Annotated in this window: 21 protein-coding genes and 1 pseudogene; 11 read left to right on the forward strand and 11 right to left on the reverse strand. The window is 66.2% G+C overall.

Annotation, left to right across the window (positions count from 1 at the left end):
- The first annotated feature begins 223 nt into the window (after nucleotides 1–223).
- On the forward strand, nucleotides 224–2,503 hold the full coding sequence (locus ACFYYF_RS15185; RefSeq protein WP_388775564.1) for an MMPL family transporter: 2,280 nt from the start codon (nucleotides 224–226) through the stop codon (nucleotides 2,501–2,503).
- 106 nt (nucleotides 2,504–2,609) lie between these two features.
- Entirely contained in the window at nucleotides 2,610–3,209 is a 600-nt protein-coding gene (locus ACFYYF_RS15190) for a GNAT family N-acetyltransferase (protein WP_388775567.1), read from the forward strand.
- Here ACFYYF_RS15190 and ACFYYF_RS15195 read toward each other — a convergent pair.
- Nucleotides 3,170–3,406 (reverse strand): DUF6296 family protein, encoded by a 237-nt coding sequence (locus ACFYYF_RS15195; RefSeq protein WP_388775568.1) that lies wholly within the window; start codon nucleotides 3,404–3,406, stop codon nucleotides 3,170–3,172. The genes ACFYYF_RS15190 and ACFYYF_RS15195 overlap by 40 nt on opposite strands.
- A gap of 188 nt (nucleotides 3,407–3,594) precedes the next feature.
- On the opposite strand from ACFYYF_RS15195, the gene ACFYYF_RS15200 reads away from it, so the two are divergent.
- The gene (locus tag ACFYYF_RS15200; protein WP_388775570.1) at nucleotides 3,595–6,327 is read left to right on the forward strand and encodes a SpoIIE family protein phosphatase; all 2,733 of its coding nucleotides are present in this window, start codon (nucleotides 3,595–3,597) and stop codon (nucleotides 6,325–6,327) included.
- A gap of 141 nt (nucleotides 6,328–6,468) precedes the next feature.
- Here ACFYYF_RS15200 and ACFYYF_RS15205 read toward each other — a convergent pair whose 3' ends face one another.
- Both ACFYYF_RS15205 and ACFYYF_RS15210 read right to left on the reverse strand, forming a co-directional pair.
- Nucleotides 6,469–8,109 (reverse strand): MFS transporter, encoded by a 1,641-nt coding sequence (locus tag ACFYYF_RS15205; protein ID WP_388775571.1) that lies wholly within the window; start codon nucleotides 8,107–8,109, stop codon nucleotides 6,469–6,471.
- Between the two features lie 130 nt (nucleotides 8,110–8,239).
- Nucleotides 8,240–9,067, reverse strand: a complete 828-nt coding sequence (locus tag ACFYYF_RS15210) for an enoyl-CoA hydratase/isomerase family protein (protein ID WP_388775573.1) — start codon at nucleotides 9,065–9,067, stop codon at nucleotides 8,240–8,242.
- Nucleotides 9,068–9,446: 379 nt separating this feature from the next.
- Here ACFYYF_RS15210 and ACFYYF_RS15215 point away from each other — a divergent pair, with 379 nt between their 5' ends.
- Together ACFYYF_RS15215 and ACFYYF_RS15220 are read left to right on the forward strand one after the other, a co-directional pair.
- Nucleotides 9,447–10,226, forward strand: a complete 780-nt coding sequence (locus ACFYYF_RS15215; RefSeq protein ID WP_388775575.1) for a tetratricopeptide repeat protein — start codon at nucleotides 9,447–9,449, stop codon at nucleotides 10,224–10,226.
- Between the two features lie 599 nt (nucleotides 10,227–10,825).
- Nucleotides 10,826–11,239 (forward strand): hypothetical protein, encoded by a 414-nt coding sequence (locus ACFYYF_RS15220; protein WP_388775578.1) that lies wholly within the window; start codon nucleotides 10,826–10,828, stop codon nucleotides 11,237–11,239.
- 636 nt (nucleotides 11,240–11,875) lie between these two features.
- Here ACFYYF_RS15220 and ACFYYF_RS15225 read toward each other — a convergent pair.
- The 3 genes and pseudogenes from ACFYYF_RS15225 to ACFYYF_RS15235 all read right to left on the reverse strand — a co-directional run.
- Nucleotides 11,876–12,199: a hypothetical protein gene (locus ACFYYF_RS15225; protein WP_388775580.1), complete on the reverse strand. Its 324-nt coding sequence runs from the start codon at nucleotides 12,197–12,199 to the stop codon at nucleotides 11,876–11,878.
- Nucleotides 12,200–13,229: 1,030 nt separating this feature from the next.
- Entirely contained in the window at nucleotides 13,230–14,030 is an 801-nt protein-coding gene (locus ACFYYF_RS15230) for a calcium-binding protein (protein WP_388775583.1), read from the reverse strand.
- A 594-nt stretch (nucleotides 14,031–14,624) separates the two neighbouring features.
- A pseudogene (locus tag ACFYYF_RS15235) lies at nucleotides 14,625–14,921 on the reverse strand (TSUP family transporter); the annotation flags it as partial.
- A 438-nt stretch (nucleotides 14,922–15,359) separates the two neighbouring features.
- Between ACFYYF_RS15235 and ACFYYF_RS15240 the strand changes: the two are divergent.
- Nucleotides 15,360–16,394: a matrixin family metalloprotease gene (locus tag ACFYYF_RS15240; RefSeq protein WP_388775586.1), complete on the forward strand. Its 1,035-nt coding sequence runs from the start codon at nucleotides 15,360–15,362 to the stop codon at nucleotides 16,392–16,394.
- A gap of 17 nt (nucleotides 16,395–16,411) precedes the next feature.
- Nucleotides 16,412–16,843 carry a DUF6281 family protein gene (locus ACFYYF_RS15245; protein ID WP_388775589.1) on the forward strand — a complete coding sequence of 144 codons (432 nt, stop codon included), beginning with the start codon at nucleotides 16,412–16,414 and terminating at the stop codon, nucleotides 16,841–16,843.
- Nucleotides 16,844–17,649: 806 nt separating this feature from the next.
- Here the strand turns inward: ACFYYF_RS15245 and ACFYYF_RS15250 are convergent.
- The 3 genes from ACFYYF_RS15250 to ACFYYF_RS15260 are packed head-to-tail and all read right to left on the reverse strand — an operon-like array spanning nucleotide 17,650 to nucleotide 20,073.
- Nucleotides 17,650–18,399: an ABC transporter ATP-binding protein gene (locus ACFYYF_RS15250; RefSeq protein WP_388775591.1), complete on the reverse strand. Its 750-nt coding sequence runs from the start codon at nucleotides 18,397–18,399 to the stop codon at nucleotides 17,650–17,652.
- Entirely contained in the window at nucleotides 18,399–18,968 is a 570-nt protein-coding gene (locus tag ACFYYF_RS15255) for a hypothetical protein (RefSeq protein WP_388775594.1), read from the reverse strand. Before ACFYYF_RS15255 ends, ACFYYF_RS15250 begins: the two co-directional genes overlap by 1 nt.
- A 1-nt stretch (nucleotide 18,969) precedes the next feature.
- Nucleotides 18,970–20,073 carry a hypothetical protein gene (locus ACFYYF_RS15260; RefSeq protein ID WP_388775597.1) on the reverse strand — a complete coding sequence of 368 codons (1,104 nt, stop codon included), beginning with the start codon at nucleotides 20,071–20,073 and terminating at the stop codon, nucleotides 18,970–18,972.
- A gap of 742 nt (nucleotides 20,074–20,815) precedes the next feature.
- On the opposite strand from ACFYYF_RS15260, the gene ACFYYF_RS15265 reads away from it, so the two are divergent.
- Together ACFYYF_RS15265 and ACFYYF_RS15270 are read left to right on the forward strand one after the other, a co-directional pair.
- A complete protein-coding gene (locus tag ACFYYF_RS15265; RefSeq protein WP_388775598.1) occupies nucleotides 20,816–21,094 on the forward strand; it encodes a hypothetical protein in 279 nt (92 codons plus the stop codon).
- A gap of 97 nt (nucleotides 21,095–21,191) precedes the next feature.
- Nucleotides 21,192–22,106 (forward strand): aminoglycoside phosphotransferase family protein, encoded by a 915-nt coding sequence (locus tag ACFYYF_RS15270; RefSeq protein ID WP_388775601.1) that lies wholly within the window; start codon nucleotides 21,192–21,194, stop codon nucleotides 22,104–22,106.
- A 3-nt stretch (nucleotides 22,107–22,109) separates the two neighbouring features.
- Here ACFYYF_RS15270 and ACFYYF_RS15275 read toward each other — a convergent pair whose 3' ends face one another.
- The gene (locus ACFYYF_RS15275; RefSeq protein WP_388775603.1) at nucleotides 22,110–23,483 is read right to left on the reverse strand and encodes a sporulation protein; all 1,374 of its coding nucleotides are present in this window, start codon (nucleotides 23,481–23,483) and stop codon (nucleotides 22,110–22,112) included.
- Nucleotides 23,484–23,690: 207 nt separating this feature from the next.
- Between ACFYYF_RS15275 and ACFYYF_RS15280 the strand changes: the two genes are divergently transcribed.
- Both ACFYYF_RS15280 and ACFYYF_RS15285 read left to right on the forward strand, forming a co-directional pair.
- Entirely contained in the window at nucleotides 23,691–24,230 is a 540-nt protein-coding gene (locus ACFYYF_RS15280) for an ATP-binding protein (protein WP_388775605.1), read from the forward strand.
- A gap of 326 nt (nucleotides 24,231–24,556) precedes the next feature.
- Complete coding sequence (locus ACFYYF_RS15285; RefSeq protein WP_388775608.1) at nucleotides 24,557–24,844, forward strand: hypothetical protein; 288 nt, start codon at nucleotides 24,557–24,559, stop codon at nucleotides 24,842–24,844.
- 395 nt (nucleotides 24,845–25,239) lie between these two features.
- On the opposite strand, the gene ACFYYF_RS15290 is transcribed toward ACFYYF_RS15285, so the two are convergent.
- Nucleotides 25,240–25,467 carry a hypothetical protein gene (locus ACFYYF_RS15290; RefSeq protein ID WP_388775609.1) on the reverse strand — a complete coding sequence of 76 codons (228 nt, stop codon included), beginning with the start codon at nucleotides 25,465–25,467 and terminating at the stop codon, nucleotides 25,240–25,242.
- Between the last annotated feature and the right edge of the window lie 57 nt (nucleotides 25,468–25,524).

Below are 25,524 nucleotides of genomic sequence, written 5' to 3' on the forward strand. Positions count from 1 at the left end.
TGGCGGTGCCGGAATGTTCGACGGGCCCCGGACGGCCGGGCGGTCAGCGGGGCACGGACGGCCGGGCGGTCGGCGGCTCCCGGAACTCCGGACGGGGCGGCGGAGTCGGCATGCGCGGCTGTCCCGGGATGTGCGGCGGTGCCGGAATGCTCGGCGGGCCGCGGTGATCGTCACATCGTTTAATGGCGAAGTCGGAGGAGTCGTCTTCGAGCAGGAGCAGCCCATGTCGGCGACACAAGCCCCTTCAGCCAGCGGGCGGAAAAAGCCCGGGGTACTGCAGCGGCTGGGTGAGTGGTGCGCCCGCCATTTCGTGATCGTCATCGTGGGGTGGCTCGTCGCGCTCGGCGTGCTCCAGGGGCTGAACCACTCGTTCGGCGGTCAGTACTCCGACAACTTCCAACTGCCGGGAGTGCAGTCGACCGAGGGGCTGGACGTCCTCAAGGCGCACGACCCGGCGGCGGGCGGCTACAGCAGCCAGATCGTCATGCGCGACACGCAGAAGCCGCTGACCGACCTGAGTTCCCAGATGAGCCAGACCGTCGACTCCCTGGAGAAGCTGCCGCACGTGCTGTCGGCGCAGAACCCGCTGCCGCCGCCCGGCTCCCAGCCGTCCTCGGACCAGTCCCAGCAGCCGAACGTCGGGCCGCTGTCCAGCGACGGGAAGACCGGCTACATCACGGTCCGCTTCGACGTCCAGCCCTCGACCCTCGGCGACGACTACCTCCACGGCGTGGACAGCGCCGTCAAGCCGCTGCGGTCCGCGGGGGTCGACGTCGAGTACGGCGGTCCGCTGGGCGAACTGGCCAGGCCCGAGGCGAACGACAGGATCAGCGAGCTGATCGGGTTCGCGGTGGCGATCGTCGTCCTGCTCGTCGGGTTCGGCAGCGTCATCGCGGCGGGTCTGCCGCTGGTGACCGCCCTCGTCAGCGTCGTGGGCGGGCTCGCCATCCTCGGCCTGGTCGCGGCCGCGACGACCTTCGCGACCGTGTCACCGACGCTCGCCACGATGATCGGACTGGGCGTCGGCATCGACTACGCCCTCTTCCTCCTCACCCGTCACCGGCAGAACCTCATCAACGGAGCCGACCCGGTGCACGCGGCGGGCCGGGCCACCACCACCAGCGGGCGGGCCGTCCTGGTCTCGGGCTGCACCGTCATCATCGCCCTGGCCGGACTGTCCGTCTCCGGGGTCTCGTTCATCAGCAAGCTCGGCCTCGCGGCGGCCATCACGGTGGTCTCCGCGGTGGCCGGCGCGCTGACCCTCGTACCCGCCCTGCTCGGACTCATCGGCAGGCGCATCGACCGTTACCACGTGCGCACGCCGATCGCGGAGACGAACGCCGAACCCGGGGCGCCCGTCACCGGCACCTGGCACCGCTACGCACAGCGCGTCGAGCGGCGGCCCTGGTGGTTCCTGGCCGGCGGCCTCCTCACGGTGCTGGTGCTGGCCATCCCTGTGTTCACCATCCAGCTCGGGCACATCGGTGACGGTGCCGACCCCAAGTCCTTCACGGACCGGCGGGCGTTCGACATCATGTCGGAGTCCTTCGGACCCGGCTCCAACGGTCCGCTGACGGTCGTCATCGACCAGACGGACGTACCGTCGGACAAGCGTTCCGCGCTGGCCTCCCAGGCGCAGAAGACGGTCAGCGGTGTGTCGGGGGCGGCCGCGGTCACCCCGCTGACGGCCACCAAGGACGGGGACGTGCTGGTCGGCACCGTCTACTCCAAGGTGTCCCCGCAGAACCAGGACACCACGGACCTGACGAACCGTCTGGTGGACGACACGCTGCCCAAGGCCGTGGCCGGTTACTCCGCCAAGGGCTATGTCACGGGTACGACGGCCGCGCAGGTCGACTTCCGCAACATCGTCGCCGACCGGCTGCCCCTCATCATCGCCGTGGTGGTCGGGCTGGCCTTCATCATCATCCTGATCGTCTTCCGCGGGATCCTCGTCGCACTGAAGGCGGCGATCCTCAACGTGCTGTCCATCGCGGCCTCCTACGGTGTCGTCGTCGCCGTCTTCCAGTGGGGCTGGGGCGGGCCGGCGCTGGGGGTCTCGGGCAAGGTGCCCATCGAGAGCTACGTGCCGATGATGATGTTCGCGATCATCTTCGGGCTCAGCATGGACTACGAGATCTTCCTGCTGTCGCGGGTCCACGAGTTCTGGCTGCGCAGCGGGGACGCGAAGGCGAGTGTCGCGCACGCCCTGGAGATCACCGCCCGCGTGATCACCTGTGCCGCGCTGATCATGATGAGCGTCTTCGCCGCGTTCATCGTGAGCGACAACATCGTCGTCAAGATGCTCGGTCTCGGACTCGCCGTGAGCGTGCTGATCGACGCCACGGTCGTACGACTCCTGATGGTCCCGGCGGTGATGACCCTGCTCGGCGCCCGCGCCTGGTGGACACCGCGCTGGCTCGACCGGATCCTTCCGCACATCGACCCCGAGGGCGACAACCCCGAGATCCCGGCGCCCGCCGGTCCTCCGGCCGGCGGCTGAGTCCCCCTGCCGCGTCGGCGAACACGCGTCGCGCCCCCGTCCCGGCCCTCTCCCGGGCGGCGGAAATGCGCGTGCTCCGGACGGTACGGGTCCCTAGCATGGCCGGATGCCCCGCATCGAACGCCTCCACCCCGGCCACGCGCCCGCGCTGCTCTCGTTCGAGCGGGAGAACCGCGCCTACTTCGCCGCGACGATCCCCGACCGCGGCGACGACTTCTTCGCCCGGTTCGATGCCCTCCTGGGCGAGCGGCTGGCCGAACAGGCCACGGGAGAGGTCCAGTTCCACGTCGTGGTGGACGACACCGGCGCCGTGCTGGCCCGGATCAATCTGGTCGACGTGGCGCACGGTTCGGCCGATCTCGGGTACCGCGTCGCCGAGCGGGCGACGGGACGAGGTCTCGCGACCGCCGCCGTACGGGAGATGTGCGCCCTGGCCGCGAGCGCGTACGGCCTGAACACGCTGCGCGCCCGCACGACCGCCGACAACAACGCCTCCCGGACGGTTCTGGCCCGCACCGGCTTCCTCGTCACCGGCGAGATCGACCTGAACGGGCGTCCGGGACTCAGCTTCTCGCGTGAGCTCTCCCCCGTCGGCCCTGTCGGCTCCATCGGCCCCGCCGGATTCCCGGCCGCCGGGGCCGTGCTTCCGGCGGGGCGCTCGGCCGTTCAGGAGAGCGGTTCGACGGCCGGGTTGATCGGCGACTGATAGGCGCCGCTGGCCAGCATGCGGACCTCGCCGGCCGGGCTGATCTCGGCCCGGAGGATGCCCGTGGGATCGCTGTACACCGGGTTGCCGCCCGGCCCGTTGGCATTCGTCCGCTCGACGACCACCTCATCGGTCACCATGCGTGCGTCCGGTCCGGGATGGGTGAAGGTCAGCCGGTAGCGGTCCACAGTCTTCATCAGGCCCTCCGCGCCGAAGCGACAAATTCAGGTAATAAGGACTATGTCTCCATCATGCGTCCCGACCCCCATGAGCCGCCTCGCCCGCGCCGGGCCGGCCCACCCACGGCGTCACGCCCCCCGGGGGCGCCCGATCACCGTGCGTGACGCCTCTCGCCATGGGACGCCGGGCAGTGTAGACATAGCTCATGGTCGGACTATTGGGTCGAACCCAGGCTCAGTCGACCCGCCGCCCCAGTACAGCGCACCCTCGCCCTGGGCGACACGACGGCAAGCACAGGAACGGCCCGTCCAACGGGCTACGCTCCGCCATCGGCGGGCGCAGTGTCGCCGGACAGGTGTTCGTCCTGCAAGTGGTGATCGTGCTGCTCCTGGTCGTCGCCGCGGTGGTCGCACTGGTCCTCCAGGTGCGGCATGACAGCACGCAGGAGGCCCGCAACCGCTCGCTCGCCGTCGCGGAGACCTTCGCCAACGCCCCCGGCACCCGTGCGGCCCTCGCCGCCCCCGACCCCACGGCCGTACTGCAGCCCAGCGCCGAAGCCGCCCGCAAGGCGTCGGACGTGGACTTCATCGTCGTACTGAACACCGACGCGATCCGCTACACCCACCCCAAGCCCGACCGGATCGGCAAGAAGTTCGTCGGGACCACCGCCCCGGTCCTGGCCGGCCACTCCATCACCGAGCAGATCAACGGAACGCTCGGACCGCTGGTGCAGGCCACCGTTCCCATCAAGGCACCCGACGGCAAGGTAGTCGGCATGGTGTCGGCCGGCATCACGACGGAGAACGTCGGCGGCGCCGCCGACCACCAGCTCCCGATCCTGCTGGGCGCCGCGGCCGTGGCGCTCGCGCTCGCGACCGCGAGCACCGCCCTGGTGAGCCGACGCCTGCTGCGCCAGACACACGGCCTCGGCCCGTACGAGATGACCCGGATGTACGAGCACCACGACGCCGTGCTGCACTCCGTCCGGGAAGGCGTGATCATCGTCGGTGCCGAGGGAGAGCTGCTCCTGGCCAACGACGAGGCGAACCGCCTCCTCGACCTGCCCGCGGACGCCGAGGGACAGCAGGTGCAGCGGCTCGGCCTCGACGCGGGCACCGCCGAACTGCTGGCCTCCGGCCGCGTCGCCACCGACGAGGTGCACCTCGTCGGGGACCAGCTCCTGGCCATCAACCAGCGGCCCACACACCTGCGGGGCGGACCGGCCGGCAGCGTCGCCACCCTCCGTGACTCCACGGAACTGCGCGCGCTCTCCGGCCGCGCGGAGATCGCCCGCGAACGCCTCAAACTCCTGTACGACGCCGGTGTGCGCATCGGCACGAGTCTGGACGTCACCATGACGGCCGAGGAACTGACGGCGGTCGCGGTCCCCCGGTTCGCCGACTTCGTCACCGTCGACCTGGCCGACGCCGTGCTGAACGGGCAGGAGCCGGACGCGGGCACCGGGCTGCGCCGCACCGCCTCCGGCGGCATCCGCGAGGACGCGCCGCTCTATCCGGTCGGCGAGCACATCGGCTTCGTACCGTCCACTCCCCAGGCCCACAGCCTGCGCACCGGAGAGGCCGTGGTCGAACCCGATCTCGGCGGCGCCCCGGGCTGGCTGGCCCAGGACCCGCGCCGCACCGCGCAGGTCGTCGACTACGGCATCCACTCCCTCATCACCGTCCCCCTGCGCGTCGGCCCCCTGGTCATGGGCGTGGTCAACTTCTGGCGCTCCGAGAAGCCCGACCCCTTCGACGCGGAGGATCTCGCCCTCGCGGAGGAACTGGTCGCCCGTGCGGCGGTCTCCATCGACAACGCGCGCCGTTACACGCGCGAGCACACGATGGCCGTGACCCTGCAGCGCAGCCTGCTGCCGCGCACCCTGCCCGGCCTGAGCGCCCTCGACCTCGCCTACCGCTATCTTCCGGCGCAGGCGGGGGTCGGCGGCGACTGGTTCGACGTGCTGCCGCTGTCCGGCGCCCGGGTGGCGGTCGTCGTCGGCGACGTGGTCGGCCACGGACTGCTGGCCGCCGCGACGATGGGCCGGCTGCGTACGGCGGTCCACAACTTCTCCGCCCTCGATCTTCCGCCCGACGAACTGCTCGGACTCCTGGACGAGCTGGTCGGCCGGATCGACCAGGACGAGCTCCCCGAGGACAGCAGGGCCGCGGTCACGGGTGCCACCTGCGTGTACGCCGTCTACGACCCGACGACGCGGCGCTGTACCGTCGCCCGCGCCGGACACCCGCCGCCCGCGGTGGTGCTCCCGGACGGCAGTGTCGAGTTCCCCGACGTGCCGGCCGGACCGCCGCTCGGACTGGGCGGTCTCCCGTTCGAGACGGCCGAGCTGGAACTGGCGGAGGGCAGCCGGCTCGTGCTGTACACGGACGGCCTGGTCGAGGACCGGGAACGGGACATCGACGTCGGGCTCGAACTGCTGCGCACCGCGCTGGCCGGAGCCGACCGCTCGCCGGAGGACACCTGCCAGGCCGTTCTCACCGCCCTCCTGCCGGCCCGGCCCAGCGACGACATCGCCCTCATCGTGGCGCGTACCCGTGCCCTCGCCCCCGACCGGATCGCCTCATGGGAGGTGCCGCCCGAACCGGCCGCCGTGGGCGAGGTGCGTGCCTCGGTCAGCCGGCAACTGGCCCGGTGGGGGCTCGAGGATCTGGCGTTCACCACGGAACTGATCCTGAGCGAGCTGGTGACCAACGCGATCCGCTACGGCAACGGGCCCATCCGCGTCCGCATGCTGCTGGACCGGGCGCTGATCTGCGAGGTCTTCGACGGCAGCAACACCTCTCCGCATCTGCGGTACGCGGCGACGACGGACGAGGGCGGACGGGGCCTGTTCCTGGTCGCCCAGCTCACCGAGCGCTGGGGCACGCGCTACACCCCCGAGGGCAAGGTCATCTGGGCCGAGCAGCCACTGCCCTGAGGCGACCGGGCCACGGCCCATCGGGCCACCGGGTCGCCAGGTCGCCGGGTCGGCGGGTCGCCGGGTCGCCGGGTCCTACAGGGTTACGGGCTACGGCTTACGGGCGGCCACGGTCGAGCCCTACGGGAAGCGGGCCCGGATTCAGCCGGGGGCGGACGGTCCCCCGTCGCGGGTGTCCGACTCCCCCACCGGGGTCGCGCCGGCCGAAGCGCTCTCGGCGCCCCCCGCTCCGTCCACGGGCGTCATCGCGGCGGCGCCTCCCTGGAGGCGTTCGAGGTCGGAGGGGCGGACCTGGATGACGATCAGGGCGACCAGCGCGGCGACGACCGCGAAGGCGGCGGCCGCGACGAACGCTCCCGTGATGCCGGACGTCAGCACCTCGCTGCTCCAGGGCGGCGGCAGCTCTCCCGTCCTGCGGAACTGCAGTTGCTGTGCCGGGGTCGCGGTCGACAGGAAGTCCTTGACCTGGTCCGTGGACTCGTTGCGGCTCGCCGTGCCGAAGACCGTGACCAGCACGGACAGGCCGAGGGACCCGCCGACCTGCTGGGTGGCGTTGAGGATGCCGGAGGCGGCGCCCGTGTCGCTGGGCTGCACCCCCGACACCGCCATCAGTGTCAGCGACACGAACTGCAGGCCCATGCCGAAACCGAAGACGAGGGTCGGTCCGAGGATGCTGCCGAGATACGTGCTGTCGACGTCGGTCAGCGTCAGCCAGCCGAGGCCCAGCGCGGCCAGGATCGCGCCGACCGCCATGAAGGGTTTGGGGCCCCATCTGGGCAGGAAGTTGGACGCGACGCCCGCGCCGATCGCGATGATCACACTCACCGGCAGGAAGGCGAAGCCGGCCTTGAGCGGGCTGAACCCTAGGATGTTCTGCACGAAGAGCGTCAGGAAGAAGAACATGCCGAAGATGGCGGCGGACAGGCTCAGCATCATCGCGTAGACGCCCGAGCGATTGCGGTCGCGGAACATCCACAGGGGCGTGATGGGCTGTCTCGACCGGCGTTCGACGGCGATGAACGCGATCAGGAACACCAGCGCGGCGCCGAAGGCCCCGAGGGTGAGGGGGTCGCTCCAGCCCTCCTCCGAGGCCCGGATGAAGCCGTAGACCAGCAGCACCATGCCGAGGGTCGAGGTGAGGGCACCGAGCAGGTCGAAGTGGCCCGGGTGGCGCTCGGATTCCCTGATGTAGCGGGGGGTCGCGAGCACGATCAGCAGACCGATGGGGACGTTCACGAAGAACACCCACCGCCAGTCGAGCCATTCGACGAGGATGCCTCCCGCGAGCAGCCCGATCGCGCTGCCGCCCGCGGAGACGGCGGCGAACACGCCGAACGCCCTGTTGCGCTCGGGGCCTTCACGGAACGTGGTGGTGATCAGCGACAGGGCCGTGGGCGAGGCGATGGCCCCGCCGACGCCCTGGAGGGCTCGCGCGGCGAGCAACTGCCAGGAGTCCTGGGAGAGTCCGCCGAGCAGCGACGCGAACACGAAGAGCAGCACGCCGAACATGAACATCCGGCGTCTGCCGAGGATGTCCCCGGAGCGTCCGCCGAGCAGCAGCAGACCGCCGAAGGTGAGCGTGTAGGCGTTGATCACCCAGGACAAGTTCTCGGTCGAGAAGCCGAGCGAGGTCTGGATGTGCGGCAGCGCGATGTTCACGATGGTGATGTCGAGGACCACCATCAGCTGGCAGGAGGCGATGACGAGGAGTGCGATACCGCTGCCTCGTCCCCGCTGCGGGGAGTCGGCAGACTCGGAGGATGTCACGTGATCGGCCGTCATCGGAGAAGGCCCTGCATCGCGGGTCGGCGGTGAACATGCATGTTCACTCCATCGACGTTAAGCCTGCCCGCCCCGCCTCACCAATCGATCAACGCCCGATCCCCGGAGTCCTGACGATCGTGCCGCGCCGTCACGACTGCCGCAGTCGCCCGATCGCGGCGCCGAGGTCGGTCTCGATGCCGTCGGGCTGCTGCAGGCCGTTCTCCAGCAGGCGTTGGACGAACGGCCGGTGTTCCGAGCGGCCGGCGGTGGAGAAGTACGCCTGGAGGCCGGGCGCGAATTCGCTGTCCTCGGGCAGGGTGGCCACATCCACCAGTTTCTTGATCCCGGTGACGGCCACCTTGTCGAACGCGGCGATGCGACGCGCGAACGCGTCGGTGAAGTCCTCGATCTCGGCGTCGGGAACGAGGCGATTGACGTAGCCGTACTGGGCGGCCTGGTCGGCGGGGACGTCGTCGCCGCCGAGCAGGATCTCCAGGGCGCGGCCCCGGCCGACCAGCCGCCCGAGTCGTGCCATGGGTCCGCCGCCGGGGACGGTACCGACACCGACCTCGAACTGACCGAGGACCGCCTTCTCGGAAGCGAAGCGGATGTCGGTGGCGAGCACGAACTCGCTGCCCGCACCGCGGGTACGGCCGCGGATCTCGGAGATCGTCGCCGCCGGAAGCCTGCTGAGCCGTACGAAGTTGTCCAGGTACGGGTGCAGGCCGGTCGGTCCGGGACGCATCCCCGCCACCCGGGAGTTGTCGGCCTTGAAGTCCCAGTGGGCCATGAAGTACCCGGCGGTGTCACTGCGGAACACGACCACGGTGAGGTGCGGGTCGGTCTCGATGCGTTCGATGAGCGCGCCGAGCTGGTCAAGGGTGTCCGGGTCCAGCAGGTTGACCGGGCCGTTGTCGAACGTCACCCGCCAGTAGGAGGGGGAGACTTCGACGACGTGAAACTGCTCCGCGGCCATGTCGACTCCGTTGTTCGAGGTGGTGTTCGTCGGGAGACGAACCGTTGCCCGCCATCGATGTCCTATGTCGCACCGGTCAAGGCGTGTTGCCCATGAGGCGGACGGCCGGCGCCGCGATGTCCGCGGCCGGACGTCGCGACCGATCGGCCGGCGTGCCGCGGCTCGGCGCGGCGGTTCCTCAACCCGGCCGCCCGGCGACAAGGCCGAGCGCGGAGTGCCGACGAAGCGGACCGCGACGACGCCGAGGCGCTGCCCCCAGCGGTCGGTGACACGCCGACGCCCCGGAACTCACGCATCCCGACTCACACATCCCGGGTTCCGCGGGTGGGCCCCGTAGTCGCCGCCACGGCGTTCCGGAACCGAGCACCCACCTCACACCATGAGAACCGCCCTCATCGAAGCACGCAAACCCGGCGTTCGGATCGCCCCTGGGACCGACGGCGGCACCGGGGCCCGCCGCGCTCCAGGGCCGCGCCTGCGCTCGGCAGCAAGGATCGCCACCCTCTCCCAACGCGAACAGGTCCTGGGCGACACCCACCCCGACACCCTGGCCAGCCGCAACAACCTCGCCTGCGCCTACCGGGTGACGAAAAAGGTGGACTGGGCCGTCCCCCTCTTCGAGGCCACCCTCGCCCAACGCGAGCAGGTCCTGGGCGACACCCACCCGGACACGCTGAGAAGCCGCAACAACCTCGCGCGCGCCTACCGGACGGCGGGGGACCTGCGGCGGGCTATTCCCCTGCACGAGACCACCGTCACCCAGTACGAGCAGGTTCTGGGCGACACCCACCCCGACACACTAAGCAGCCGCAACAACCTCGCGCGCGCCTACGAGGCAGCGGGGGACCTGAAGCGGGCCATGCCCCTGTACGAGGCCACCCTCGCCCAGTACGAGCAGGTCCTGGGCGACACCCACCCCGACACACTAAGCAGCCGCAACAACCTAGCGTGTGCCTACTTGGCGGCAGGGAACCTGGAACGGGCCGTCCCCCTGCTGGAAACCACCCTCGCCCAGTGCGAGCGGGTCCTGGGCAATACCCACCCCGACACACTGAACAGCCGCAAAAACCTTACGTGCGCCCGCCAAGAAGCCAAAGCTGCGCAGAAGGAAAATCCAACAGGTGCCACCGGCCCCCACCAACCCCCACCAACTGTGTGACTCAGTAGATCGCAGCGACCACTCGCGCGTAGCCCAGAACGAAGGGGAGCGCGCCAGGCCCGTGCCCGATCATGCGGGACCACTAGGGATCGAGACAGCGGCATACAGGGATGCAACGCGGCCCCGCCGCAGGTCATTCAGGTGAGCCACCCTTACTCAATCGCCTGCGTCAATGCCGGTCCACAAGGTGTTTGCTGTCGCCAGACGTCCAGCCTCTGACCTGCTCAGACGTTCTAGTGGTCTGCTTCTACGCGGCCGAGTGCTTCCACCAGCAGTACCTTTGGGCAGCAAAAACCCCGGACGGGTACCGCGGGCTGGACGGGGTCAGGGGTCAAGCTAAGTGACCCGTTCGGAGCGACTGAGGGGCGCCTTGCTTCACGGGGATCACTCCGGCTCAGGAGGCCACAGACAGTAGATCCGCAAGCTCGCGCCGACTGATCCGACTGCACTGCCAATTGCCAGGCACTACGGCAACGGCCCTGGTGGACCGCGCGGTGATGGGTGTTACCGCCGAGCGACGCCAGTGACCCTGGGACCCCTTTCGGCCATACCGTCCGCTCGTTGCATGATTCGCCACACCCACAGCCACCATTACAGGCATGGCGACTTCGGGGGCAAGAAGCAGTCGGCTCGGCGGCTTGGGGCAATGGTGGGGCATCCTGGCTGGCGCCCTCCTCATCGCCGCGTGGATCAATGAAGCAGCAGGCCCAGCAGTGATCATCACGCTGTCCGCCTTGGTTCTCCTCTGGTCCTTCTTCCAGGCTCCGGTGACCTGTGGGGCACCCGTCAGAGGTCGATCAGACGGCTGCCGCAATAACGCCAGCGGCATCCTCATGGGCTGCCACATCCATCAGCACCGCTGGCAGAAACTCAAGATGCTGATCTTCAGGCGACGAGTGCGCGAGTTCTGCTCCGGACTCTTCTCAGATGGCAAGGCCACCCTCGTCACACTCGCAGCGCTGGGCAGCTTCCTCTCGGGGCTGGTGGCGCTCGTACCTGGCGTCGCCGCCTGACTCAACGGCGGCGCAGCCACGTCGGAACGTGGGTCAAAACTACGTACCTCGCTTGGGACCAACTGGCGTGCCTCGTGCCAGTGGGGTCTCACTCTGGATCCGACTGAGGACTGAAGCGGCCGCCTCTGAGATGGCCGTTGACGGCATGCGTCGACTGCACCGTCTGCCCGCAGATGGACACGGCCATACAAATCGGCCCGACCGGCAAGAAGCTGCTGCCTCTGACGGTCAAGAACGCAGGTCCGACGCCGGCTGCCAGCGGTCACTCTCACTGACGTGAGCGGGGCACTCGATCGGGTGATTGAGGCGCTGGCGGGGGCTGGCGAGGACGAGGTGACGACTGCGCTGTCCGCGGCCGGCGTCTTGCTCCCTCGCCCCTCGTCGCCGCCCGCATCCCTCCGGACGCCGTTGCCGGGCCCTGCGGCTTCGCCGCACATCGTTTCCGAGGTGGAGTGGGTCTGAGGCCGGTCATCGTGCCTGCGTGACCCTGCGAGGCCCCTTTCCTGACCGGGAAGGGGCCTCGTTGGGCAGGTCCAGAGACTGCCCGAATCGCGCCGAGCGTGGGGCTGTGATCACTCGCCCCAAAGCAGCTCCAGCCCAAAGCCACCCCACCGACCTACGTATCTCGCGGTCACGCTACTCGTCCGGATAGGTCCATTCCTCGATACTCCAAGCGTCGTGCCTGGTCGCACGCCAGGCGACGTGTCCAGGTGGCATGGTGGCCAGCGGACCGAGTGACGGATCGAGGACCACGACGTGGTGAAGGTGGCGCAGGTTCGAAGCCCCGTCGTTGGGATCGTGCACGCCGTCGCTCACGAGCCAGTCGCCCTCGTCGTCGTGGATCACGGTCAAGGCAGGAAACTCCCCTGCCGAGACGGTTTTCTGGACGACCGCCAGCAGCCCTTCAGGGAAGACCTCTCCCTCAAACGGCCAGCTCAGCTCTGGTTGCATAGATCCCATGCGGGGATTCTGGGTACAGCAGCGAAGTACAGCAACCCTGCCTACCCTCACCCCTCGCCAGGGACGATCAGAGACCGTCTGACCAGTCGAGGAGACCTCAGCGACAGCCCCGCCGATAGTTCGCATCGAGGGGACGCGGGGCGTGCCACTTCCGCGCGAGAACGGACAGGGACTCACGGGGAATCAAGGTTCGCCAGGGTGCGTACCACCCCACGTTGTCCAAGGCAGGGATTCCCAGGTCACACCCGTGATCACCCAACCTCGCTCCCGCGGTGCTTACTAGCCTGTCCGACGTACAACGGTGCAGGCCACCAGTGTGCCCCTCGCGTGCCCCCCGAGCGGGGAGTCAGGGGGATCGCGGTGTGCAGGGGACGCGCCGCCCACTCCATCCGAGGCTGGGAATCCTCAGGTCACGCCGCAGACCGCCTCACCTCGCTCCTGAAGCGATGGTCGACAGGGCTTGGCACGATTGTGGGCGACTGGCTGCCCGCAGATGGACGCGGCCATACAAATCGGCCCGACCGGCAACAAGCTGCTGCCGCTGACGGTCAAGAACGCGGGTCCGACCTCGGCATCGAGCGGTCACTCTCACTGACGTGAGCGGGCCACTAGATCGGGTGATTGAGGCACTGGCGGGGGGCTAGCGAGGACGAGGTGACGGCTGTGTTGTCCGCGGCTGGCGTCTTGCTCCCGCGCCCCTCGTCGCCGCCAGTGTCCCTCCGGACGCCGTTGCCGGGCCCTGAGGCTTCGCTGCATATCGTTTCCGAGGTGGAGTGGGTCCTGATGCCTGTACGGGCTTGTGCGTGACTGTATGAACCTGTGAGCCCCCTTCCTGACCGAGAAGGGGGCTCGTTTCGCAGGCCGAGGAAAGGCCGCTGTGCGGCCTTCACGCGTGGTCGCGCACTGCGCGGGGCGCCCGCCGGCCTTGCCAATCTCAGCAGCTTCCCCTGTACCGGATGCGTCTCATCGTGCCGGACCCGGAAGCGGGCGACACCTTTGTGCGCTGGACAGGCCAGGCGTCATGTCCGGGTTACAGCACGTCCACGAAGTCGCCGGTCGCCTTGGCGGCCGGGGTGGTGGAGGTGCCTGCGAAGTTCCAGCGCCAGTAGCCGTCCTCCGACGCGGGGACCGTGGTCGTCAGGGTGCCGGCGCTGGAGGTGTACACGGTCTTGACGGTCGTGTAGGTCGTGGTGCCGGCCTTGCGGAACTGGAGCTTGACCGGCTGGTTGGTGTAACCCGGATAGTCGAGGTTGTCCCAGTCGACCCGAGTGAGCTTGCCGGTGACGGTGAGGGTCTTGCCCTTGGCGATCGGCTCGGGGCCTGCGTTCGCCGTGAGTTTGGAGTCACGCTGCAGACGGGACGTGGTGTAGCTCGCGGATTGGGTCCAGCTGTCGTCATTGGCCACCCCCTGCACACTGACCTTCCAGGTGCCGGCGTGGGCGTTGGTGAGCGCTGTGCCGCCGTACTTCCAGTCCGGTTCGAGGGAGATTGTCTGCGAGCAGGTGGAGGTGGTCTCACTCGAGGCTACGCAGTCCGCGTGCGAGTAGTACTGGTTCGACACGATGCGGTCGTCGTAGGTCTCGTAGGGGTTGGCGCCATCCGGTCCGCGCCACAGGACGAAGTCCGCGTCCTGAATGCCCGACGGGTGGGTGAAGGTTCCTGAGACCGTGATCGTCTTGGCGTAGAGACCCACCACGGTGTTCTTGCCGCCGTCGAAGGTGAGGTTGCTGATCTGGACGTCGGTCTGGGTCTCATCCCCATAGGCGCCGGGAATGGCGAAGCCGGCCAGCGAGGCGACGGCACCGAACAGAGCAAGGGCGCGCTTGCGCATGTATCTCCTTCACAGAGGAAGAGTGGAAACCCGCTGAGAGGGAGCAGCGGGGCAGTCGAAGCAGGTCAGGGACCGGTAAGCGATCCGATAGAGGCAGACCGGTGTCGGCAGGTCGCAGGTTCGGAGCCGGCGGGGCGTCACTCTGCCGGTCGACCGGCAGAGTGGGCGATTCGTCGGGGGCTCAACTGGAGGCCGACAGGTTCCGCGCCGGCGTTCACGCAGCCGCGGTGTTCAGGCCTGGTCGCTGTGACCGCGACACCTGCGGCCTCGGTGACCGAAGCGCCGTCAAGAACACGACGCTTCACCGAACGCCGATGATGTGCTGCACGCTGAGCGGTGTGGTCACCGCCGGAGCTCCTCGACGTGCGTTACGACCGCAACGGATCGAGCGGGCAATAGCGGGGCCTTTTGCCGCGTGCCTGGCTGCCGGGCTCGACGACAGGGGCGCCAGCCGGAGTGGCCGGAACGAGGACCACGAGTCCTTCGGCTGCCGGATGCTGATCTCTTTGCCGCGGCGCTCAGCAGGCTGTACACGGCTTTTGGTGCTTACGTGACGCACGCGAGCCCCGTTCCCGGATCGGCGAAGGGGGCTCGCAGGGTCGCAAGTAGTGCGGCAATCAACAGTCGGAAGACGTCAGGTCCGCGTACGACGAAGACGCGGATGGTGGCGCCTGCTGCGACGCCGGGGAGCGTCCAGACGACCAGTCGCCGGGTCAGATCCCGGTACAGGGCTCCATCGCGGCGATACCGCCACTACGCACCGGGGGCGGCCACCACGTTGTACGGCAGGTTCGTCGGTGTGACCGCAGGGCTGGGCACGCCGAGGGCGCTCAACTGGACGGGGAGGAGGCACCCGGCGCCCGAGACGGCCGACTTCACTGTCGAGAACAGGAGACCGGCTGAGCTGAGATTACCGTCAGGTCTTCCAGCCCACTGCCGTTTCCGATCCTCGGTTGCCCGCCCAGTGTCCCGGGAGCCCTGTGTGTTGGGGCATCCACCTCATGCCACCTCCGTCACCCGATCGGTGGCCACGCTGAAAATGCTCACTCGGTGCTCGTAGCTACTTGCCACCCACATGATCACCAGCGGTCATGCCTGTTCTGCCACCAAGACCGCTTCGCGACAGAAACTGTCAAGGCATCACATCTGTTGCTCATCGGGCGAACCGCTCATCTCGCGGCTCCTCGATAGCCCTGCTTGACGCCTCCGTGACGCAACGAAGTGAACGCCGGCGCCAACTCGCCCTCGTATAACGCCAGTTCACATTATCGTCACCAAATCGAACGAAAACCTTGACCAATTGAAAAGTTGATCTTTACACTCCGGCCCATGATCAACCGAATATTCACTGCCCACAAGGGGCATCGCGGCAGATCCCTTTCCGGCGTGAGCCTGGCCGTCATCTCTGCAGCCCTCCTTGTGTTTGCGTCAGGCCAAATCCCAGCTCTCGCAGCCGAATCGGCCAGCTCGACGGCATGCCCCTCCCTGGTTGAGCCGGGGGATGACTTGACTGCCGCCGAGTTGCCCGAGGGGACCTCGGCTATCGACTGTGACCTCATCGGAGAGGTGGTTCGCGAAGGTGAGGTGGCAGTGACCATCCCCCAACCGGGGAGGGGCGTGTCAGCAACTTCGATCGGTGAGGACGGCGCGCCCGAAGAGGAATTGACGGTCGAGGTGTCGGAGTCCGGCGAAATCTCTTACACCGAGCATCCGGAGGATGAGCTGCCCAGCGAGCCGGATGAGGGTCAGAGTCCCTACACCACCGTGCTCGGCGCGTGTGACGACACAGCCAACAGCGAGCTGTCGCATACGGAGTGGGGCACCTACAACTGGTATGTCGGTGACGGAGGTATGCCTGGCGCTCTGTCGAAGAGCGACGCCGCGACCGCCTTCGCCGATGCCATCAATAACATCACCGGGTCGTATAATAACTGCGGCCTGGAGGATCAGGTGAACGCCTCAGCGTCGTATCAGGGGACCACGACCTACGAAGCGGACATCAACAGTTCCGGCACCTGCACCGAAGAAGACGGGAAGAGCACCTGGGACGCAGGAGACCTCCCCTCCACCCGTGTGGCGATAACGTGCACCCACTACTGGGCAGTCACCTACGACCTCTACGAGGCGGACGTTCGCTATAACACCACAGACTTCGACTTCGTCAACGAAGTGACGAGCAGCTGCGTGAACAAGTATGACGTGCGATCTGTCGGCACACACGAGGCAGGACACGTCTTCGGCCTAGGACATGTCTCGGGCACGAGCCACTCAAATCAAACCATGTACACGAACTCGTTCCTGTGCAACGAAAAGGCCCGGACCCTTGGCTACGGAGACGTTCTCGGCCTCCGCAGCATTTACTGACGTTGGAAGGGGCGCACATGACCATGAAGTTCCGCATCCGCCGCCTGGGAGTGCTGCAAACCGTCCTTGCGACATCGTTCCTGATCCCGACCGTGGCCTGCACCGCGACCGGCTCAAGCGAGGACGGTGCAGTCGCCTCATGTGCTTTCAGTGTCCAGTACCGCGGCAAGTCGTACACCGAGGTGACTCACGACGACTTCACCTTGGGTGCCAAGATAGGGACCGTGAAGGAAGTCCCCTGCAATGACACGGGTGATTCGGCACAGACCGGTGCAAAATCGGAGTCCTATACCGCCTATGAGATCACAGAACTCGATGCAGAGACGGCGATCGCGGTGAAGGATTTCCGGGAGAACCCGGACCGCGAGGACGGGCTCCACCTGTACGTACTCCACGGCGAAGGCGGGTATTCGCCCGAAGCGAAGAAGTTCCTCGACTCTGCGAACTAGCGTCTATCTTTCGTGAGGGTCCGCCGGCTGAGTCGGCGGACCCTTTCGGTGTCGGGGCGGGTGGTGGATGTGCTGATGACACGGTTGTCGTGTTTGGGTGATGCTGTCGCCAGGGTCTTTGAGGAGTTTCGAGGTGGATGCTTCGCCTGTTGAGTAAGAGATGTGACCTCTTATCGTTTCTTTCGGGAATTTGTTCTGGATACAAAATAGGCATGACTGCTGGTGACTACGTGGGTGCGGAGTCCGTATGAGCAAGCGAGTTCATGCCTGTGTGCCCATCCTGTCCAGCGGCGGTGGGTTGCCCCTTCGGTCTGTCGTGCCGGAAACTACTGGCGACCCGCGTAGCCATCTGATCGAAGTGTCTGTTCCGCAAACCCGTCGCAGCATCTGCTGCCCCTGAACGGCCCTGCTCGGATTCCGTCCCGAACCCGCCGCCTCACGCAACACCATTTGCCTCAGCCTGGCCGCCGCGGACGGCGACACCCTGGACCGGGCTATTAGGGATTCCTCCAGGAACGTCAGCCCCCGATCTCCGCCCATCAGATCATCGTCGCCGACGGCAACAGACTCCATTGCTCTCGCACCCAGGGATCGTCGCGGACCATCACACTCATCGCCACGATGATCCGCGGCGGGCAAGTCCCCGCCTAACGGCAGACCGTCGCCGAGAGAAATGAGATTCTGTCTCTTATGCCACTCCTCGGCGGCAATCGAGGGTGCCAGGTTGTTCCAGGTAGCGCAGGCAGGTTTGAATCGGCGCCGTTGTTCTGGTCTGGGAATTGACCCGAACAATGACGAGACCTAGATCAGGATGCTGATGCTGGTTCGAACTGTCTGAGCAAAGCGCTATAGGCTGCTTCGGCCCTGCGCCCTTCGACAACGTCGGCAGGACTGAGGGAGAGAAAGCTGGCTGTGGGCCCTTTGTGAATGATGGCGCCGTTAACGAGTACAGCTACAGAGTCGGCTTCCTCGGCGAGGTCTGCAATGTCATGTGTGGAGATCACGACCTTCATTCGTTGCGACAGGTCACCAATTATGTCACGGAAGATTCGTCGTTGGTGGGGATCCATGCCAGCTGTGGGTTCGTCGAGTAGCAGGATCTTGGCGTCGTGCACCAAGGCGGCCGCGAGCCCCAAACGGCGCAACTGTCCGCCCGACAGATGGTGGGATTTCTTGTCGGCCAGTTTGGCCAAGTCGACTTGGGCCAAGGCGGGTACGGCCGCATCGTGCGCGGCCTGCGTGCTCATTCCGCGCAGCCATCCGGCATAGGCCACGTATTCGCGAGCCGTGAGTCGAGGCATTGGAACGATGCTCTGTGGCATCCATGCCACTTGTTGCCGATAGGCTGTCGAGTCCGACGACAGGTCTTCGTGAGTGACTCTCCCCGAGTTGGGTAGCAAGAGGCCTGCGGCGAGCTTGAGGAAAGTCGACTTTCCGGCACCATTCGGGCCAAGGAGGATGGTGAGGCCATCGGGGACAGTGAAGCTGAGCCCATTTAGTGTGGGCTGACTCCAGCGCCGGTATCGGAAAACGCACTCGCTGAGTTGGATGGTCATCACTCGTTCCGGCTGATGTGGTGAAGGTGCACGATGATCCCCAGAAGGATCATCACGAAAGCCCCTAGAAAGGCATGAAATGCAGTGGCAGGTTCCGGCAAAAGAGTCCATGGGTCTGGGTCAGGCCAGGGTCTCTTTCCGAGGAAAACTACGATTCCTATCCAAGCCACAGGAATCGTGACGGCTGCTTGTTTTGCGAATGGCCGGAACGTGAGGGTCAATCCGGCAAGGAAAGCTGTGTTGCGAGCCACGCACGCGAGAATCCCGGAATGTGTGGCCGCAGCCACGACGAGGAACGTAGCCAAGACGGCAAGAATGACAGCAACGTCATAACGCAGTACAGGCCGTACAGCAACTGCTTCGATTCCAGGGATCCGCGAATCGAGCGCGAGAGCTATAACGGCCACTGTTGGCATCGGCAGGAAAATGGTGAGAACCGCTTGCATGCTTCCGGAGAACAGGGAAGGAAGCATAATTTGTTCTCCGCCGACCCACAATGACAGGAAGGTAGTTGTAAAGGTTCCAGCAAGAACCATGGGGATGTTGCGTGTCTTCAGCCACCAGCGCACGTCAGGCTCCGCAGGCCTTCGAGACGGTCCGGTTGAACCATGTTGCTTGCTTTTCAGGAGTCATGGAAAGCACACGCGCCACTTCCTTTTCTACTCTTTCGTTTTTGATACCCCTATCGATGTGATTTCGGTATTTCTCCCACGCTTCTTGAGTCGAAGTGATGTGCGAAGCCCAGGAAAGTGTTGTGCGGCGAGCATAAGGGTCAGGCCGTCCACAGGGGAGTTCGACCGCACTAACCACCATGGCAAATTCAAGGTCCTTCTCCTGGGCCGCGAGCGTAATTGGCACCCGCCACGTTGACCGAGTGGACGGCCTAGAGAAGCGTCCGTCTGGCAGGCTATCCGTAATCAGACTGGGTCGTCGCTTGATGCCGGCCTTCTGGAAATCTGCCAATATCTTTGACGCGAACTGTGTCGCTTCAGGGAGATACTGGTCGGCGGCCTCCGGCACGCAGATCGTGGGATGGCTTTCGGTCGCCTTCGCGCAGCTCATTTGCGCTGCACCTGTAATCAGTGGAGCGTTGTAGCCATAGTCGCGCACTGCCAAGTATGTGCCAAGAGTTCCGGACAGCGCGATAATTGTACTCAGTGAGATAGAGATCCATACTCGGCGTAGCGGGGACCAAAGGAGAGCCAATGCTGCCGCAATACTTCCGGAGAGGGCGACGTGGGGCCACAACGCAGAGAAGGCCGCTGCCTCTCCGAACATCAACTGCTCAGGAAACTCTCCGGATACATGCCGAACCCATGGAGTGTCCACGGTGATAGAGAAAGCCACCGCAATCCATACGCCAATAGCAAGCAGAGGTGCTGCAAGGACTCGGGAAACCTTCGTTCCAATTGTGAATCCAATGACTGCATGGCAGACGACCACGATCAGTCCCATAAAAACTGGACGCAAGCTTAGCCAGTTCGGCCAGACCCCTTCCCCGGCCAGCGAGATGGCCGGCGGGATGATCAGCGCAATCCAGCACAGAAGAACAACAGGAATCAACGATTGTGTTGCAATAGACAATCGAGACCGCGTGGCAAGCATCTCCCATACGCCGGCTTTCCGCAACGTTCCTGATTCCCAAGCGGATACTGCCGATGCGGCTGCATACACGAATGGGTACGTAAACATTAGTGGATATGACGTTAGCGTCGGGGCGTAGCCGAGATTGTTGTATGGCGCCTTTCCTGGGCCGACGGTCGCGTACAGCAGAGGCAGCGCGATAGCGAATGGCGCTACCCAAATCGCTGATGAAGCTCTAAGGGGGACGGCGAGTCTCAATCCAGTTTCCTGTCGATATTCAGCTGAGCAATGAGGTGGCGCCCCATTTTTCGATTAGAGGCGCCACCAAATTGGATTCTTAGTCGGCCGCAGTTGTGTCTACCAGGACGTCATCGACATTGACGTACGACCCGCCGGTCAGACCCTCGATCGTGAAGTGGTAACTTCCCTCAGGGAGGTCGTGCCACTCACCGCGGCTTTCGGCGTAGTAGCCGTCGAAGCAAGCCGTGAACTTCTTGTCGTCGTAGTCAGCGTCTGGCCAGGCAGCAATCCATCGGTGGTACTGCACCGTAACGCTGTTCGTTCCTGGACCGCTACAGGTCCAGAACATCAACTCTGAGTACTGCTGATCCGCCCAGGAGCGAGATTCCTGCCCCACGGCAGCGTGAGTGAAGTAGCTTCGCCACGTGTAGTCAGAAGCCGATGAAGTAGCCGCGGTACCCAGCAATGTGACTACGGCTGTCGCGGAAACTAGTAGCGAGTTTCTGAGTCGACGCTTCGCCATGCCAATGCCCTCCCCATACATGGATCCATCTCCTTGGCGCAGTCGTATCAACTACACCCGGGCGTGATCATGAGTGAAGAGAAGGTGAATGTCAATGAACGAGTAAAGATGACAGGTATCCGAAAATGCAAGGAAAGCAATGAATTTATCGAGATGAGTACTATTGGGCAATGGGGCGTTTTAGTCCCTTTGCTGCATATGTTTGGCTGCATTTGCTCGGACTCGTTGTCTTCCAGGCGGTCTGGTGCAGATGGCGTGGTCGATGATCCTTCCGCTAGCCAGCTACATGAAGCTGAGTGCTCGGCGAAACCCGCTGTCCCATGGCAACCCATCGCTTCGATTGTTTGAAGGTGGGTACCGTCGGAGGCCGGTCTGGTGCGCGCGGGTTGGTCACCCGTAGGCGTGTGCCGGTTGATCGCGTGCGACTAGGGGAGCTGGTGCGGGCATGGCGGTTGATGCTGCTCGGTCTGAAGAGGGGTTCAGCTCGGCAGGGGCGACGCGAGTGATGGTTGCCGCGTGCCGGGCTGCGGGGCTCGACGACCGAGGCGCGGAGTTGATCCGGCTCGGAGAGAACGCGTTGTTCCGGCTGGCTTCTGTGCCGGTGATCGTGCGGGTGGCCCGTGGGGAGGAGTGGTTGCCGAAGTCGCGCAACGAGGTGGCTGTGGGGCGGTGGCTGGCGGCGGAAGGGTTTCCCGCTGCGCGGGTCGTTGAGGATCTGGAACAGCCGCTCGTGGTCGACGGGCACCCTGTGACGTTCTGGCATCTGATCGAGGAGGGGGATCGCAAGGCGACGTACGGGGAGCTGGGCGCGATCCTGAGGGATCTGCACTCCTTGAGCCTGCCGGCCAGCTTGGAGCTGCCGCCGTTCGATCCCTTTGACAAGCAGGAGTTGCGGCTCGATCGGGCCGTGATTCCAGCGGATGACAAGGTCTTCCTGCGGAAGCGGTGGCGGGAGTTGCGTGACAAGTTCGAAGAGCTGCGGTTCGAGACGCCCAAGGGGCCGGTGCACGGTGATGCTCACGTGCAGAACCTCATGGTGGACGACCAAGGACGCGTGATCCTGATCGACTTCGAGGCCTTCTGTTTCGATCATCCTGAGTGGGACCTGATGGTTACCGCTGTTGAGCATCACAGTCTCGGCTGGCAGACCGACGAGCAGTACGCCGACTTCGTAAGGGCCTACGGGCGGGATCTGTACGAGTGGCACGGGTACGAGACGCTGCGCGGGTTGCAGGAGTTCGGCATGACGACGTGGCTGATGCAAAACGTGCAGGAGGACGAGCGGACGGCGGCCGAGTATCGCCGGCGTATCGCTGGGCTGCGGAATGACGACGGGCCTCGGGACTGGCATCCCTGGTAGTCGCTACTCGTCGTCGTCCAGGCGGGCGAGGGCGTCGCGCACTTGGTCGCTGAAGGCTGCCACGATCGGGTTCGTCGCGTGGATGCTCACTTCGGCTTGGAAGTCGGTCACGTAGCGCTGGAAGCGGGCGGACTGGAGGGTGTCCCCGCCATCCACGGCCAGACTGGCTGTCGTGACGGCGGCTTCCAGTTCACCGTTCAGAAGGTGGCTTTGGGCGAGCACCATGCGGCAGAACCCCAGGGTGCGGGCGTACTTCGGGTCGGTTTGATCGACCGCGCGTTGCGCTGCCTCGACGGATTCGCGGCGCATCTTGAGGTCGCGGAAGCAGTGGCAGAGTTCGCCCATGAGTTCCGCGGAGTCGAAGTAGTCGAGCCACGCGGGGTCGTCGGCGGTGTCGGAGTGCTCGAAGTGGCGTTCGGCTTCGTTCATCGCCCGGCCGGCGCCGATCGGGTCTCCTCCGTTGGCCAGGGCGCGGGCTTCCATGGCTGAGTAGTTCGCCATGGCCCGCGGCGTGGCCCTGCCCTTCGCGCCTTCGACGGCGGCGCGCGCGAGCTGGATGGCCTGGGCGTGGTTGCCCAGGTAGTTGGCCTGGTGGCTGAGGTTGCCGAGGATCCGGGCGCCGAACATGCGGTCGTCGATGACCTGGGACAGGCGCAGTGTCGACGTCAGGTAGCGGTGGGCGAGACGCTGGTTTCCGGTGTCGTACGCGGTCCACGCGAGCAGCTGCGAGACCTCGGCAGCGGCCCCGAATAGCGCGGTGCCGACCTTCTCGCTGTAGCTGGCCTCCAAGAGAGGTAAGACCTCCTGGCGGAAGTAGTGGCGGAGGGCCCGATGACCGTGGCCTCCGCCGTACTTGAAGTCGAGCTGCATGAACATGCTGGCCGCGTCTCGGATGGCCCGCACGTCGCGCATACCGATGCGTTGGTGAGCGGGCCTGTCGGCCTCGACGCCGTCGGGGCGCGCGATCATCCATGACAGGACCGCCGAGTTGAGGTCGGTGTCCGCGACCGCCGGGTGGTCGGGGGTGACGGCTTCAACCCGCTCGTCGGCGAGTCCGTCGAGCATGGACAGCACGTCGGACACGGTGCCCGGGTACTCGATCGGCTGCGGTGTCGCCTGCCGGAGCTGGGCGAAGAATCCGAGGTCGGCCGGTGTGATGCGGCGGTTCAGCTTGGAACTGAGAACGTCCGCCATGATGGCCGCCGTCTGGGGCTGGATGCCCGCGCCGTCTCGCCAACGCTGCACGGCGACGTGCGTCGTCCCGAGACTCGTTCCGCGCTGGGCAGCGGCGTCCTGCATCCGCTTGGCGAGTCCCTTGTTGGAGACGTTCGCTTCGGTCATGACCGCGATCAACTGTGCGTTCGGCTCTCGGCTCATGCTCCCCTGCCAACCCGAGAATGACAGCGAGCATTCATCGTGGCACAGGGTTATGACATTGGGGGGTTCATCGGTGAACCCCCTTTGCATTTGCCGGTGTTCACGTGAACCCCCTGGTGAACGCTCCCGGTTCCGCAGCCCGCGCCGTTCACTGTTCTGCACGGAGCGACGGGCTACAGGGTTCGTCGGCAGTGGGCAGGGGACGCAATGGAAGCTCGGCAGAGCAAACGCAGAGCGAACATCCCGCGGGCGGTCCCGCTGCGTGACGCGGCGCAGGATCCCTCAGCGGGGCACTTCCGGGCGCTGACGCTCTTCGACGAGTCCGCCGGCACCGCGTGCGCCGCACGCAACATGGTGGGCGCCTGCCTCCAGGACTGGGGGCTCGGCCACATGGTCGACGATGGCCGGCTCGTTGTCTCGGAGCTGGTGGGCAACGTCGTACACCACGCAGTGCCGGACGATTGCCTGACCCAACCCGGTGCCGCACGGCGGATCGACGTGCTGGTGAAGGCGTGGCCCGGGTGGCTGTTCATCGGCGTCGCTGACGAGGACTCGACTCCGCCCGATCTTCCGGCCCGGGAGTTCGTCTCGCCGGAGCTGGTGGGTGATTTCTCCGAGGCGTTGCTGCCCGACCAGGGGCGGGGGCTGCTGATCATCCAGCGACTGGCCGACGCGGTGTGGTGGTCGCCAAAGGGCCCGGGAGGCAAGACCGTGTGGGTCCGCTTCGACCTCGACAGCGCTACCTAGAGATCTCCGGGCCGCACGCCTGTCCACTCTCACGTGATCGGGAGTGAGCGGCGGTCCGGACGCCGGCCGGAGTCTGACCCGCTTCGGCCGTACGGGGCGCGGTTCCTCGGATCATCCCGGGAGCTCCCCTCCCGAGCTGAGGGGCCGCGCTTCACAACCTCATACCGAGACCGGACCACCCCCGCGCCGGGAAGCAACCGGGGTGGTCCGGGAGGGGACGCAGCGGTCCCCGGTGCCTGATGGTACCGGGGCCGCTGCGCTGCGCATCTGCCCTGAAGAAAAGAGAGTTGACGATCCGTTACTAGATCAGGGCAGAGGTGGGCAAGGTGACTGGCTCGGATGAGGACTGGTTGAGAGACGGTCTCGACTTCGAGGGCGCGGACCGTGGTTTGTGGGTGTGCGGCGTCGACTACATCGCGGGCTGGCGTGCGGCGCGGGATGCTGCGGACCGGCTCAACCGGGCACTGCTCGGGGCGGGGTTCGAGCTGTCGCAGGTGCGGGCTGTTGCCTCGACGGACGAGAGCGGGCGGGGCGTCGTGCGGGTGGCGGGCCGGCTCGATTCGGTGGACCGGCTTTCTGTGCTCCTGGAGGGGATCTCGGGCGGTGCGGCGTGACGCGTCCTCTTGCTGGTGAGTGGCGCGCGTGGGCACGTCGTCGGTCGCTGAGACTTTGGACGGTAGCTGCCATGGGGCGAGTGAACAGGGGGCCTTACGCTCGCCAGCGGATCGGGCAGTCCTTGGACCTGCCCGCAACAGCCCGATCGGCCCCCTGTTCTTCGAGGCTCGCTCCATGGGAGCTGTCTAAAGTCTCGGTGGCCGGCGACCCCCAGCCCCATGGGTCCCGGCCCGCTCCGGTGGGTCGATGCTTCAACTCCTTGGGCGTGCTGTGGTGCGGGCAGTCGGGCGACCGGACGGGACCGGCGGCCACGCCGCACGCCCGGCCGGGGCGGCCGGGCTGCCCGGCGCGCCGCAGGCGCGCCCTTGAGGAAGTGAAGACTGTTTCGACCGATCTACGGCTTCGGGTCGGTCTTCGGCTCGAAGCGGCGGGCGTGTGCTGCGGCGCGCAGCAGCGATTGGGCAACTCGCTCGGCGTCGTCGGCCGACAGGTAGATCTCTTGGGTGAACAGCACGGCCAGTCGAACTGTGCCGTCCAGGGCGTTGGTTGCGACGTCGACCTGTACCCCGTTGCCCGTCACGTCGTAGACCTCAAGGTCCAGGTCGCTTCTGTATGCGCTCATGTCCTGAGCATGCGTCACGGGGTGCGTAGGTGTTCCTGTGCGGGTTCGTCGTGCGGG

It is taken from the genome of Streptomyces sp. NPDC001914 (assembly GCF_042891215.1).
Taxonomy (GTDB): Bacteria; Actinomycetota; Actinomycetes; order Streptomycetales; family Streptomycetaceae; genus Streptomyces.

Excerpts from the sequence above, each read along its gene's own strand:
- ACFYYF_RS15270 (WP_388775601.1), top strand. The coding sequence starts at position 21,192 with ATGGCGGTTGATGCTGCTCGGTCTGAAGAGGGGTTCAGCTCGGCAGGG.
- ACFYYF_RS15210 (WP_388775573.1), bottom strand. The coding sequence starts at position 9,067 with ATGGCCGCGGAGCAGTTTCACGTCGTCGAAGTCTCCCCCTCCTACTGG.
- ACFYYF_RS15245 (WP_388775589.1), top strand. The coding sequence starts at position 16,412 with ATGACCATGAAGTTCCGCATCCGCCGCCTGGGAGTGCTGCAAACCGTC.
- ACFYYF_RS15190 (WP_388775567.1), top strand. The coding sequence starts at position 2,610 with ATGCCCCGCATCGAACGCCTCCACCCCGGCCACGCGCCCGCGCTGCTC.
- ACFYYF_RS15290 (WP_388775609.1), bottom strand. The coding sequence starts at position 25,467 with ATGAGCGCATACAGAAGCGACCTGGACCTTGAGGTCTACGACGTGACG.
- ACFYYF_RS15185 (WP_388775564.1), top strand. The coding sequence starts at position 224 with ATGTCGGCGACACAAGCCCCTTCAGCCAGCGGGCGGAAAAAGCCCGGG.
- ACFYYF_RS15200 (WP_388775570.1), top strand. The coding sequence starts at position 3,595 with ATGGTCGGACTATTGGGTCGAACCCAGGCTCAGTCGACCCGCCGCCCC.
- ACFYYF_RS15215 (WP_388775575.1), top strand. The coding sequence starts at position 9,447 with ATGAGAACCGCCCTCATCGAAGCACGCAAACCCGGCGTTCGGATCGCC.
- ACFYYF_RS15225 (WP_388775580.1), bottom strand. The coding sequence starts at position 12,199 with ATGGGATCTATGCAACCAGAGCTGAGCTGGCCGTTTGAGGGAGAGGTC.
- ACFYYF_RS15265 (WP_388775598.1), top strand. The coding sequence starts at position 20,816 with ATGAGTGAAGAGAAGGTGAATGTCAATGAACGAGTAAAGATGACAGGT.
- ACFYYF_RS15205 (WP_388775571.1), bottom strand. The coding sequence starts at position 8,109 with ATGACGGCCGATCACGTGACATCCTCCGAGTCTGCCGACTCCCCGCAG.
- ACFYYF_RS15240 (WP_388775586.1), top strand. The coding sequence starts at position 15,360 with ATGATCAACCGAATATTCACTGCCCACAAGGGGCATCGCGGCAGATCC.
- ACFYYF_RS15280 (WP_388775605.1), top strand. The coding sequence starts at position 23,691 with ATGGAAGCTCGGCAGAGCAAACGCAGAGCGAACATCCCGCGGGCGGTC.
- ACFYYF_RS15195 (WP_388775568.1), bottom strand. The coding sequence starts at position 3,406 with ATGAAGACTGTGGACCGCTACCGGCTGACCTTCACCCATCCCGGACCG.
- ACFYYF_RS15230 (WP_388775583.1), bottom strand. The coding sequence starts at position 14,030 with ATGCGCAAGCGCGCCCTTGCTCTGTTCGGTGCCGTCGCCTCGCTGGCC.
- ACFYYF_RS15220 (WP_388775578.1), top strand. The coding sequence starts at position 10,826 with ATGGCGACTTCGGGGGCAAGAAGCAGTCGGCTCGGCGGCTTGGGGCAA.
- ACFYYF_RS15250 (WP_388775591.1), bottom strand. The coding sequence starts at position 18,399 with ATGACCATCCAACTCAGCGAGTGCGTTTTCCGATACCGGCGCTGGAGT.
- ACFYYF_RS15275 (WP_388775603.1), bottom strand. The coding sequence starts at position 23,483 with ATGAGCCGAGAGCCGAACGCACAGTTGATCGCGGTCATGACCGAAGCG.